Annotated in this window: 11 protein-coding genes; 3 read left to right on the top strand and 8 right to left on the bottom strand. The window is 72.4% G+C overall.

The genetic code is table 11. The features are described 5' to 3' along the window. Positions 1 to 40: 40 nt before the first annotated feature. From ACZ6KO_RS27385 to hemA, 7 genes are read right to left on the bottom strand one after another with little or no spacing between them, the layout of a single operon-like run. Positions 41 to 1,354: an aminotransferase-like domain-containing protein gene (locus ACZ6KO_RS27385; RefSeq protein ID WP_469306683.1), complete on the bottom strand. Its 1,314-nt coding sequence runs from the start codon at positions 1,352 to 1,354 to the stop codon at positions 41 to 43. Further along, positions 1,354 to 1,938, bottom strand: coding sequence for a hypothetical protein (locus ACZ6KO_RS27380; RefSeq protein WP_469306682.1), 585 nt, complete (start codon positions 1,936 to 1,938; stop codon positions 1,354 to 1,356). Before ACZ6KO_RS27380 ends, ACZ6KO_RS27385 begins: the two co-directional genes overlap by 1 nt. Before the next feature lie 15 nt (positions 1,939 to 1,953). After that, positions 1,954 to 2,994, bottom strand: a complete 1,041-nt coding sequence (locus ACZ6KO_RS27375) for a zinc-binding dehydrogenase (protein WP_469306681.1) — start codon at positions 2,992 to 2,994, stop codon at positions 1,954 to 1,956. Beyond that, positions 2,991 to 4,190 carry an ATP-grasp domain-containing protein gene (locus ACZ6KO_RS27370; protein ID WP_469306680.1) on the bottom strand — a complete coding sequence of 400 codons (1,200 nt, stop codon included), beginning with the start codon at positions 4,188 to 4,190 and terminating at the stop codon, positions 2,991 to 2,993. The genes ACZ6KO_RS27375 and ACZ6KO_RS27370 overlap by 4 nt, the downstream gene beginning before the upstream one ends. After that, a complete protein-coding gene (locus ACZ6KO_RS27365) occupies positions 4,187 to 5,146 on the bottom strand; it encodes a 3-oxoacyl-ACP synthase III family protein (RefSeq protein ID WP_469306679.1) in 960 nt (319 codons plus the stop codon). Before ACZ6KO_RS27365 ends, ACZ6KO_RS27370 begins: the two co-directional genes overlap by 4 nt. Further along, the gene (locus ACZ6KO_RS27360; RefSeq protein ID WP_469306678.1) at positions 5,134 to 5,988 is read right to left on the bottom strand and encodes a TauD/TfdA dioxygenase family protein; all 855 of its coding nucleotides are present in this window, start codon (positions 5,986 to 5,988) and stop codon (positions 5,134 to 5,136) included. Before ACZ6KO_RS27360 ends, ACZ6KO_RS27365 begins: the two co-directional genes overlap by 13 nt. A gap of 39 nt (positions 5,989 to 6,027) precedes the next feature. After that, positions 6,028 to 7,245, bottom strand: a complete 1,218-nt coding sequence (gene hemA, locus ACZ6KO_RS27355) for a 5-aminolevulinate synthase (RefSeq protein ID WP_469306677.1) — start codon at positions 7,243 to 7,245, stop codon at positions 6,028 to 6,030. A 327-nt stretch (positions 7,246 to 7,572) separates the two neighbouring features. On the opposite strand from hemA, the gene ACZ6KO_RS27350 reads away from it, so the two are divergent. The 3 genes from ACZ6KO_RS27350 (at position 7,573) to ACZ6KO_RS27340 (ending at position 10,919) form a co-directional block, all read left to right on the top strand. Continuing rightward, on the top strand, positions 7,573 to 8,571 hold the full coding sequence (locus ACZ6KO_RS27350; protein ID WP_469306676.1) for a LuxR C-terminal-related transcriptional regulator: 999 nt from the start codon (positions 7,573 to 7,575) through the stop codon (positions 8,569 to 8,571). Positions 8,572 to 8,730: 159 nt separating this feature from the next. Then, the gene (locus tag ACZ6KO_RS27345; protein WP_469306675.1) at positions 8,731 to 9,957 is read left to right on the top strand and encodes an NAD(P)/FAD-dependent oxidoreductase; all 1,227 of its coding nucleotides are present in this window, start codon (positions 8,731 to 8,733) and stop codon (positions 9,955 to 9,957) included. 65 nt (positions 9,958 to 10,022) lie between these two features. Continuing rightward, positions 10,023 to 10,919 (top strand): RNA polymerase sigma-70 factor, encoded by an 897-nt coding sequence (locus tag ACZ6KO_RS27340; RefSeq protein WP_469306674.1) that lies wholly within the window; start codon positions 10,023 to 10,025, stop codon positions 10,917 to 10,919. 25 nt (positions 10,920 to 10,944) lie between these two features. On the opposite strand, the gene ACZ6KO_RS27335 is transcribed toward ACZ6KO_RS27340, so the two are convergent. Continuing rightward, positions 10,945 to 11,853: an NAD-dependent epimerase/dehydratase family protein gene (locus ACZ6KO_RS27335; RefSeq protein ID WP_469306673.1), complete on the bottom strand. Its 909-nt coding sequence runs from the start codon at positions 11,851 to 11,853 to the stop codon at positions 10,945 to 10,947. Positions 11,854 to 11,923: the final 70 nt, after the last annotated feature.

The following is an 11,923-nucleotide window of genomic DNA, read 5'->3' as shown; positions in this document are numbered from 1 at the left end:
CGCGCACAGCCGGTTCACGGCGCCGCGCCACGGGGCGGCCTCACAGCTGTACGGTGATCACCGCGGCCAGCCGCCGGACGCCTTCGCCGATCTGCTCCGCCGGCGGGTACGAGAAGGACAGCCGCAGGTGCCGGGCGCCGCGGCCGTCCGCGTAGAAGCCGGTTCCCGGCACGAACGCGACCCCCGCCGCCAGCGCGTGGGGCAGCAGTTCGCGCGCGTCCATGCCCTCCGGGAGCGTCAGCCAGATGAAGAAGCCGCCGTCCGGGACGGTCCACGACACCTCCGCGGGCATCGAGGCGGAGAGCGCGCGCAGCATGGCGTCGCGCCGGGCGCGGTAGCCCGCGCGGAAGTCCGCGAGCCGCTCCCGCCACGGCTGCGTGCGCAGGTAGCGGTCCACGGTCAGCTGGGCGAGCGCGGAGTGGGAGAGCATGGCGCTCTCCGCGGCGAGCACCAGCTTGGCGGTCAGGGCGGCCGGTGCGTGCACCCAGCCGACCCGCAGGCCCGGGGCCAGCGTCTTGGAGAAGGACCCGAGGTAGATCACCCGCTCGGGGTCGTCGGCGGCGAGGGCCCGCGTGGGTTCGCCGTCGTAGTGCAGGAGGCCGTACGGGTTGTCCTCCACCACGAGCACCCCGGCCGACCGGCAGACCTCCAGGATCCGCGCGCGGCGGCCCGCCGGGACCGTGGCACCGGTGGGGTTCTGGAAGGTGGGGACGGTGTAGAAGAACTTCGCGGGCCGGCCCTCGGCCGCCAGCCGCCGGAAGGCCGCGGCCAGTTCGTCCGGGACCACCCCGGCACGGTCCATGGCGACCTGCACCACGCGGGCGCCGGCGGCCTTGAACGTACCGAGCGCGGTGACGTACGTGGGGCCTTCGGCGACCACCGTGTCCCCGGGGTCGAGCAGCACCCGGGCCAGCAGGTCCAGGGCCTGCTGGGAGCCCACGGTGACCATGACGTCCTCGGGGCGGGCGGAGATCCCCTCGACCGCCATGACGGAGCAGATGCGCTCGCGCAGCCCCGGGTCGCCCTGCGCCGACCCGTACTGGAGGGCCGTCGCGCCGTGCTCGCGCACCACGTCGGCGACGATCCCGGCCATGGTGTCCGCCGGGAGGGCGGAGACGTCCGGCATGCCGCCCGCCAGCGAGACGATGCCGGGGAGGGCGGCCACGGAGAACAGCGAGCGGACCTCGGAGGGCACCATGGCGTGGGCGCTGCGGGAGAAGTACCGCTCCCAGGACACGGGCGCGGGCACCGGCGCGGGCACGGTCGCGGGCACCAGCGCGGGCACGGTCGCGGGCACCGGCACCGGGCCGGCGTGCGGCACCGGTCGCGGTTTCAGTTCCATGGGCAGGCGCATCACTGTCTCCTGAGGTCGGAAGGGCGGGTCTCGTCGCCCGCGGTGGCGTCGGTGGTCCCGGCCGACGCCAGCAGCCCCACCGTGTAGTCGCGCAGGACCGTGTCCTGCCGTGCGTGCAGCAGCCGCACGTCCCTGCGCGGGCCGGCCGGGTCCCGGGTGACCAGGCACGCGGCCCGCTGCCGCATCGTGTACGGCCGACGGGCCGCGGCACGGAAGGCGGCCGGGTCCGTGCGGGCCAGCTCGGCCCACTCCCGCTGGTCCTCGCCCAGCGCCGTACGGGCCAGGTCCAGCAGGTCGGAGGCGCACGGCCCGGTCCGCAGCCCGGCCGGTTCGATCCCGCCCGCCGTCGTGGTCAGGTCCACGCAGGCGGGACCGTCACCGGCCCCGTGGGCCACGGCCGCCGCCAGCGCCGTCTCGACGGCCCAGTCCTGCTCCGCCCCCTTGCGCGGCAGCAGGAGGGCACCGGGGAACTCGCACGGATACTCCGCGGCCGCGCTCCCCCGTACGCTCCAGATGGCGCAGATCCGGTGGGTGGAACCGAGCGTCACGACGCTGATGTGCAGTCCGGTGCGGACGTGTGACATGGAACCCTCGCTCGCTCAGGGGGAGTTGCCGGGGACCGGTGCCCGGTCGTCCGGGCCCAGCCGTACGACCGCCTTGCCGGTGTTCTCGCCGCGCAGCATCCCGAGGAAGGCGTCGACGGTCCGCCCGAAGCCCTCGGTCACGCTCAGCCGGTCGGTGATCCGTCCCGACCGCAGGTGCGGGACGAGGAACTCCTCCAGCTCTCCTTGCGCGTCGCGGTGGCGGGAGACGAGGAAGCCCTCCAGCCGAATGCTCTTCTCCACGAGGTCGAAGAGGTTGCGGGGCGCCGCCGGGGCGGAACCCGCGTTGTACTGGGCGATGGCTCCGCACCAGGCGATCCGCCCGTCCTCGCGCATCGCCCCGATCGCCGCCTCCAGGTGCGCGCCGCCCACGTTGTCGACGTAGACGTCGATGCCGTCGGGCGCCACGCGGGCCAGCTGCTCGGGCAGGGAGGGTCCGGCGCGGTGGTCGAAGGCGGCGTCGTAGCCGAGCTCCTCGGTCAGCAGCCGGACCTTGGCCGGGGAACCGGCGCTGCCGACGATCCGGCCGGCGCCCAGCAGCCGCGCCAGCCGGCCGGCTGCCGTCCCGACACCCCCGGCGGCGGCCGAGACGTAGACCGTCTCGCCCGCCCGCAGCCGGGCGATGCGGGTCAGGGCGACGTACGCCGTCAGGCCGGTGCCGCCGAGCAGGCCGAGGAAGGACTCGGTCGCGACCCCCTCGTAGCGCGGCAGGACGCGCACCTCGTCCGCGGACACCACGGCGTGGGTCCGCCAGCCCTCCCGGTGGAACACCAGGGCCCCGACGGGAAGTCCGGCGCTGCGCGACTCCACGACCCGGCCGATCGAACGGCCTTCCAGCGGAGCGTCCAGCTCCCACTCGGCGTCCATGGCCTCGCGCATGTACGGATCCACCGACAGCCACAGGTTCTCCACCACGGCCTGGCCCTCGGCCGGCGCCGCCAGGGGCAGCTCCGCCTCGGCGAAGTCCTCGGGCACGGGCATGCCCCGGGGCCGGCGCCGCTGCGTGATCACCCGCGTGCTGCGGACCGGGGCGCTCATGCCGCCACCTGCCCGGCCGGCGCGGTGCGGACGGAAACGGCGGCGGCGCACTCGGTCAGGAAGCGGCGCAGTTCGCCCGCGTCGGCGTGGGACGCCTCGATGAAGACCGGCACCTCCCACTCCTGGTAGGTGATGTGACGCGGCGTCTCCTGGTCGGGCGCGAGGACGTGCAGGGTGTCCAGGCACGGATGGTTCCGGATCCGGTCGGGTACGTCGATCGAGCGCACCTCGCCGGGCGCCAGGTGGTGGCCGGGGAAGGCGAGCCAGCCGTGGTGGCGCCCGCTGGGCGGGCCGGCCTGCGGCCGGTCCAGGCCGAGCCGGACGGCGATCTCGTGCGAGGGCAGGTGCACCCCGGTGTGCAGCTCGTGGACGGAGACCACGGCCGCGCCGCCGACCCGGTTGGCCACCTCAAGGAAGACCAGCTCGCCTGCGGGCGTCTCGAAGAACTCCAGGTGGACGCAGCCCTCCTCGATGCCGAGGACCGCCACCACCTGCTCGGCCAGCGCGCGCTGGGCGGGCGTGCACGGCTCCTGGTGCGAGCCGAGCGGGGACCCGTGCGCGTACTCGACCGGCTTGTTGACGTACCGGCTGACCGCGAGGTCGACGAGCCGGCCGTCCGCCACCAGCCCGTCCGCGTGCAGGATGTCCCCGTCGATGTGCTCCTCGAGCTGGAACTCGCCGGCGTCGGTCAGCCGCGCGTAGGCGTCGAGCGCCTCGCGGGCCGTCGCGTGGATCGTCACGTCCTCGCTGGAGGCGCCCTGGCGGGGCTTGAGGACCGTACGCCCGGTCCACGGCAGCGTGCCGTCCGCCGCGGGCCCGGCGGCGAACCGGGGGTGGCGCAGACCCGAGCCGGCCAGCGCCTCCTTCATCCGCACCTTGTCCCGGACCCGCTCGACGGCGGCGAGGTCCGGGCCCTCGATGCCGAGGTGCTCCCGTACGTGGCAGGCCTCGATGATGCCGAACTCGGAGAGCGCGAGCACCTTCTCGTAGCCGTCGGCGGGCGAGGTCCGGGCACGGATCCCGGCGACCAGGTCCTCGTCCGCGTCGAGGACGATCCGCCGCGCCGGCAGGTGGCCGGGGAGGTCGGCCATCCGGTGCGGATGCCCGATGTACGTCACCTCGTGGCGGTCGTGGTCGATGCCGCGCTCGTAGCCGATCTTCCGGTACGGCACCTGGTGAATGACGAGGATCTTCATCCGAGATACTCCAAGGTCGTGATGGACCAGCTGAAGCCCATGGCGCTGGCGGCGAGCATGATCAAGTCGCCGTGCCGCAGCCGGTCTCCGCGTTCGAGGTCCTTCAGGGCGATGAGGGTGTCCGCCCCGCCCATGTGGGCCAGCCGGTCGTAGTTGAAGACGCTCCGCCCGGCCGGGATGCCCAGGGCCGCCAGCAGGCGCTGGTGCATGTCCCGGTCGCCGTGGTTGACGAGGAAGTGGGAGACGTCCTCCACCGTGATGCCGAGCGCGGTCAGCGTTCGGTCCACCAGGGCGGTGAAGTTCCGTACGTAGGCGTCGGCGAGCCCCTTGCGGTGCGCGCCGCGCCGGATCAGGACGCGCCCGTCGGCCAGCTCACCGGCGTAGTAGTCGGACCAGCTGCCATCGGTGCGCATCGCGGAGTGGACGACACGGAAACGACTCGGACCGCCGCCCAGCAGCACCGCCGCAGCCGCATCACCGAAGTTGAACAGAGCTTTGGAATCCGGGTCACGGTAGTCGACCATCCGGCTCAGCCGGTCCCCGACGAGGACCAGCGCGTAGTCGTTCTCATCCAGGGCCCCCGCGGTGGACAGGAGCCGGATGGCGGTCATGCCCGCGTTGCAGAAGTTCGCCACTTCGAAGCAGTGCGCGTCCTCGATGCCGAGGGCGTGGGCCACCTTCGCCGCGGGCGACCAGAAGGGGCGGTCCCACGCGCCGGACCCGGCGTAGACGACCTGCCGGATGCGCTCCGGTGCCACGCCGGTCCGCTCCAGGACCGTCCGGGCGGCGGTCAGGGCGAGCTCCCAGGCCTGTTCGCCGTCCGCGAGCACCGGGAACGTCTCGCAGTGGGTGATCCGGGCCAGGTCCGCGAGGGCGACGCCCGAGGCCGCGGACATGGCCCGGATGTCGGCCCTCGCGGAGGGGAAGGCCACGTCGAAGTCGGCTATGCCGCCCACGTCTCGCCCTCTTCGATGCTCACGCGGTGCACGGTCCGCGTGGCACCGGGCTCGACCGCGGTGGCCGCGTGGTAGGTCGTCGCCGTCTTCCACACCACCAGGTCGTTGGTCGTCCAGCGGTGGGTGTAGACGTGCTCGGGGTCCTGGACGAGCCGGTCGACGAGGGCGAAGAACTCCGCGTTCTCGTTGGCGTCGAAGCCCACGACGGAGTCCATGTACTCGGGGGCGCCGTAGAGGTACGGACGGCCGGTGACGGCGTCGTGCTTGACCAGCGGGTGCTCGGTCGGCGGGTACTCCATCTCGACCAGCGCCTTGAGCTCGGCGATGGAGAGCCCGACGTGCTCGGGCGAGATCCGCTGCCGCTTGCTCACGGTGTGCAGGGCCGTGCGGCCGGCGATCTTGTCCTTCCACTCCTGCGGAAGCCGGTCGTAGACGTCGAGGGCGCTGGCGTAGAGGGTGTGGCCGCTGGTGGAGGGCACGTCGATGCCGTGCAGCATCGTGTAGGGCGCCGGGTCCTTCATGTACGAGGAGTCCTGGTGCCAGAAGTTGCCGACCCGGGCGACGCCGACGGGACGGTTCGCCTTCATGGCGTTGGAGGAGATCATGATCTCCGGGTGCTCGGGGTGCCGGTACTTCGCCATGAGGAACGGCACGGGCCGGCCGATCCGGGACGCCAGCTCGATCTGCTGCTCGGGGGTGATGTCCAGGCCACGGACGACGGCCAGTTCGCGGCGGTGCACGATGTCGACGAGCTGGGCGAAGACCTCGGGGTCCTGGAGCTCCTCGTAACCGACGCCGGTCAGCTCCGAGCCGATGAACGGGGTGATTTCCTTGATCTGCACGAGCGGATCTCCTTGATGCGGTGAAGTGAAAGGGCTGCGCTATCGGATGTCGTCGAGGCAGGCGCGCAGGGCCCGTACGAATCCCTCGATCTCCGTGCGGGTACGGAACGGCGCCACCGTGACCCGGAAGCGCTCGCCCCCCTTCGCCACGGACGGGAAGTTGATGGGCTGGACGTAGATGCCGTGCTCGTCCAGGAGGCGGCGCGAGATCCTCTTGACCCGCTCACCGCCCGGGACCAGCACCGGGACCAGGTGGGTGGGGGCGTCGATGAAGTCGATGCGCGCCTCGCGCAGGAGGCTGCGCATCAGCGCCGCGTTCTCCCGGAGTTGCAGGCGGAGTTCGCCTCCTGCGGCACCCTGGACGACATCGAGACTGCGCTGGGTGGCGTCCAGGCTCGACCGGGGAATGGTGGTCGTGAAGATGAACCCGGGCGCGTGGGAGCGGACGTAGTCGAGGGCGGTGTCGGGGCCGGCGACATAGCCGCCGGTCGTACCGATCGCCTTTCCGAACACGCCCTGGACGAAGGTCGGGCGGTGTTCTCCGATCTCCTCGCATATCCCGGCCCCGGACGGCCCGTTCACGCCGATCGCGTGCGTCTCGTCCAGGTAGGTCATGGCATTGTGACGCTCGGCCAGATCGCATATTTCCGTGATCGGCGCGATGTCCCCGTCCATCGAGTAGACGGATTCGAAGACGATCAACTTCGGCTGCTCCGCCGGATACTGACCGAGCATTTCGTCCAGCGCTTCGACATCGTTGTGCGGGAATATGTGCCGCCGGTTCTTGGAGGCCCGGATTCCCTCGATCAATGAGCGGTGGTTGAGCGAGTCCGAGAAAACCACCATGTCTGGCACGGCCGCGAGAAGTGTGGTCAGCGTTTCGACGTTGGCGACGTATCCACTGGTGAATATCAGGGCGCGGGCTTTCCCGTGCCAGGCCGCCAGCCGGGTTTCCAGCGCCACGTGGGCCTCGCTGGTGCCCGCGATGTTGCGGGAGCCGCCGTTGCCCGTGCCGTGCCGCAGCGTCGAGGCGATCTGGGCGTGCATGACCTGCGTGTTCTGGCTCATGCCCAGGTAGTCGTTCGTGCACCAGACCTGGACGCGGCGCCCCTGGTGCAGCGCGTGCCCGGGCTGCTCCGCCAGGTACGAGCAGGGGGTGAATTCTCGGTACAGACCCGACCTCTTCAGGTCTGTCAGCCTCTCCTCCAGGCCGTCGAGGACGGGCAGGGGCCGGGCGGATACGGGAAGGACGGACATGTGTCTCCTGTAACTAGAATTTCACGATCCAGGGATTGCCAGGAGGTCATCCCCACTCGGTGTCCCCCGGCAGCGGAGCGGCCGCGGCGAGCTCCGCCCGCGGCGCGGATTCGCCGATCGCTACGGTGCCGAGAGTCGCGAGAACAGTGACGGCAAGTGCACCGAAGAGCTGCCGGAGAGTCGTCTTGAGCATTGGTTCCCCCTGATCGAGTTCTGCCCGGCCAGGTTTCTCTGGCCCGTGACAGGAATCATGTGCTGGCCTTCTCGCCGGGAACAGGGAAATCCGGGAGCATGATCACGCAATGCAGAGACTTGAAGGATGGCTAAATGTGCACGAAATCGGACAGAGGGGTACGTGTTCCACCCGTCGAGCTCTGCGATGAGGGGCTGGCCTTCTACGAGGACGCCGTCCGGGGTGACCTCCCGGCGCGGGAATGTCCGCGATGTCTGCTGGACCTGGGGCTCCTGCGGGAACTGCCCGGCGGCGGGCTGATGCCCCTTCCCCCGGGCCTGGCGGCCAATGCCGTGATGCGCCCGCTGGAAACGGACATCGAGGACAAGCAGCGGGCTCTGGCGGCGGCCCGTGTCGCCATGCACCGGGCGGAGGAGGTCTACCGCACCCACACCGGCAGCGGTACCAGCAGCGGGATCCGTGAGGTCAGCGGCGCGGCCGTCATCAGCGCCACGCTGTCCTCGGTCGTCGAGTCCTGCAGGGAGGAGATCCTCACGGCCCAGCCCGGTGGCGGCCGGCCGCCGGAGCTGCTGGGGAAGGCCCTCCCGCGCGAAGTGGCCGCACTGGAGCGCGGGGTGCGCCAGCGCACCATCTACCAGCACACCGTCCGCTCCCACGCCCCGACGCTCGCCTACGTGGAGCAGATCTCCGTCGCGGGCGCCGAAGTCCGCACCCTGGACGAGGTGTTCGACCGGCTGATCGTGTGCGACCGGAAGATCGCCTTCGTCCCCGACCCGGACGCGGAGCGGCAGCAGCTCGCGCTGGTCATCGAGCACCCCGGGATGATCCGGTACCTCGTGGGCATCTTCGACAAGTCGTGGGAGCGCGCCGCGCCCCTGCGGCACACGCCGACCGAGCACCGGCCACCGCTGCTCACCGACGAGACCCGGCGGGCCGTCCTGCACCTCATGGTGAACGGCTACACCGACGACACCATCGCCGGACGGCTCGGCATGAGCGCGCGTACCGTCGCCACCCACGTCCGCAAGGCCTCGGAGCAGCTCGGCAGCCGCAGCCGCGCCCAGCTGGCCTACCTCATCGCCAGGAGCGGGATCCTGGAGGAGGACCCGTACGACCCCACCCCCGGGGTCTAGACGGAGCAGCACGCCCGGGCCGGTGACCTGGGCCCGCGCGCTCACACAGTCCGACCGCCCAGGAACCTCCGCCGTGGCGCGGGTCACACAGCCGTGCCTGTCACAGGGCGCGGCCCTCCGGTGTCTTGTGGCCGAACCCCTGGAAGGGGAGGACGCACCATGAACGAGAACACCGAAGTGGTCGTGATCGGCGGCGGTTACGCCGGGGTCATGGCGGCCAATCGCCTGACGCTGCGTGGTGACGTGACGGTGACGCTGATCAACCCGCGCCCGTCGTTCGTCCACCGGATCCGCCTGCACCAGCTGGTGGGCGGGACGGGCGAGGCGGTCGTCGACTACCGGGAGGTGCTGGGCCGGGGCGTCCGGCTGCTGGTCGACACCGTCGTCCGGATCGACGCGGCCGGGCGCGGCGTGGAACTGGCCTCGGGCGCCACGGTCGGCTACGACTACCTGGTCTACGCGGTCGGCAGCGCGAGCGCCGATCCGGGCGTGCCCGGGGCGGCCGAATTCGCGTACCCGATCGGCACCTTCGAGGAGGCCGGACGGCTGCGCCCGGTCCTGGACGCCACGCCCGCCACGGCCGCGGTGACGGTGGTCGGGGCCGGTCCCACCGGCATCGAGACCGCCGCCGAGCTGGCGGAGGCGGGTCGCGCCGTGACCCTGGTGTGCGGCGGGGTGCTCGGCCCGTACCTGCACGAGCGCGGCCGCCGCGCGGTCGCCGGGCGCCTGACCGGGCTGGGGGTGACCGTCCTCGACGGCCCCGGCACGACCGTGACGGCCGTGACCCGCGACACCGTCCGGACCGCCGGTGGCCGCGAGCTGCCGAGCGCGGTGACCATCTGGACCGCCGGATTCGCCGTGCCGGACCTGGCCGCGCGCAGCGGACTGCGCACCGACGCCCTGGGCCGCCTGCTCACGGACGAGACGCTGACCAGCGTGGACGACGTGCGCATCATCGCGGCCGGGGACTCGGCGGCGCCCTCGGGCCTGCCGCTGCGGATGAGCTGCCAGGCCGCGATGCCGATGGGCGCGCGGGCCGCCGACACGGTGCTCAGCCGGATCGCGGGGGAGCGGCCCGAGACCCTCAACCAGGCGTTCGCCGCCCAGTGCATCAGCCTGGGCCGCGGCGAGGGCATCTTCCAGTTCGCCCGGCGGACGGACGTCGCGGTGTGGTTCAACGTCCACGGCCGCCTGGGCGCGAAGCTCAAGGAGGCCGTGTGCACGGGTGTCGTCAAGCACCTGGCCGACGAGGCGGCCAAGCCCGGCGGGTACCGCCTGCACCGCCTCTCGGGAGGCGGCACGCGGCAGCGGCAGGTCCAGGCCAGGGTGGCCGGGCAGGCCGCGCAGGAGGAGGCTCCCGCCACCGCGCGGCGGGCCGGGGCTTGATCGAACGCCCGTCGGCACCAAGGATGTTGATCAACATGCACCCGCGGACGGTTGGGGGACCGGACATGACCGAGGACATCGTCGACCCGGCGACGGAGGCGTTCGTCGCCCACCGCAACCTGCTCTTCACCGTCGCCTACGAGATGCTCGGATCGGCGGCCGACGCCGAGGACGTCCTCCAGGAGACCTGGCTGCGCTGGGCCAAGGTCGACCTGGCGCAGGTGAGCGACCGGCGCGCCTACCTGGTCCGGATCACCACCCGGCAGTCCCTCAACCGGGTGCGCACCATGCAGCGCCGCAAGGAGGCGTACGTCGGTTCCTGGCTGCCGGAGCCACTGCTCACCGCGCCCGACGTGGCCGAGGACGCCGAGCTCGCCGAGAACGTGTCGATGGCGATGATGCTCGTCCTCGAAACGCTGTCGCCGACCGAGCGCGCCGTCTTCGTGCTGCGCGAGGCCTTCGACCTCGGCTACGACGAGATCGCGGCCGCCGTCGGGAAGAGCCCCGCGGCCGTCCGCCAGATCGCGCACCGCGCGCGCCGGCACGTCGATGCCCGCCGGCCCCGCCAGGCGGTCTCCCCGAGCGTGGCCCGGGCGGCGCTGGCGTCGTTCCAGCACGCGCTGGAGACCGGGAACCCGCAGGGCCTCCTCGACGTGCTCGCCCCGGACGTCGTCCTGGTGAGCGACGGCGGCGGGGTCAAGCAGGCGATCCCGCGGCCGATGTCCGGTGCCGACAAGGTGACCCGGTTCATGATCGGCGGCCTGGGCAAGAAGAAGGTCCCGGTCGCCGTCGCCCCCACCACGGTCAACGGCAACCCGGCGCTCCTCGTCCACCTGGACGGCGAGTTCGACGGCGTCATGGCGATCCACGTCGAGGACTCCCGTATCGCCGGCCTCTACTACGTCCGCAACCCCGAGAAGCTCACCCACGCCGTCTCCGAGACCCCGCTCACCCTCCGCTGACCACGGGCCCGCGGCGTGGCGGCGGTCACGGCGCCGGTACGGAGGCCATGCCGGACCGGTGGTCCCGGTGGCGGGGGCTCCAGCCCAGTTCCCGGGTGGCCTTCTCGTGCGAGACCCGCAGCCGGGTGTCGAGCATGAGCGCACCGAGGTACGGGACCGCCAGCCGCAGCGCCCACCCGGGCACCAGGACCCGTCGTCCGCCGCGCGCCGCGGCGAGTTCGCCCCAGGAGGACGGCCGGTCGTCGACGACGTTGTACGCCTCGCCCGCCCGGCCCCGCGTCAGCGCGGCGACGGTGGCCCCGGCCGCGTCCTCGACGTGGACCCAGGGCACGACCGAGCCGCCGCCGGCCGGGACCGGCATGGCCCGGCTCCCCGGCGTCGGGTCGAACCAGGTTCCGGGGCCGTAGAAGATCCCGTACCGCAGCGCGATCCCCGCCACGTGACCGGCGGAGAAGAGCCGGCCCTCCGCCTCAAGCAGGCCGGTGACGACATGGTCGGCGACGGTGCCGCCGCGGACCCCGAAGGGGTCCTCCTCGGTGAGGATCCGGTCGCCGTGGTCGCGGTAGCCGTAGCCGAGGACGAGGGACTGGGTGAGGAAGCGGCCCGCCCCGAGGGCGCCGGCGGCCTCCAGCAGGTTCGCCGTGCCCCGCGCCCGCAGGACGTTGCTGGGGTCGTCGGCGGTCAGCTTCAGCTTGGGCCGCTTGAGCGCGGTCAGCTGGTGGATCACGGCGTCCGCCGTCCGGCCGTCCAGGGACCGCAGCAGTCCGTCCCGGTCCAGCGCGTCCGCGCGTACGGGCTCCGCACCGAGGGCGCCTACGGCGGCGGCGGAGCCGTCCGTCCGGGCGAGGGCCAGCACCTCGTGCCCCTCGCGGAGCAGGGCGCGGGTCAGCGGACGGCCGATGGCACCGGTCGCTCCGGCGAGCAGGACTCTCATGGTCAAACCTCCTGGACGGCCTCTCGGCCTCACGGCCTCATGGGTACGACCAGGGGACAACCGGGCCGGT

The organism is Streptomyces sp. NPDC042102 (assembly GCF_055582305.1).
This window is presented reverse-complemented; position numbering and strand designations above follow the sequence as displayed.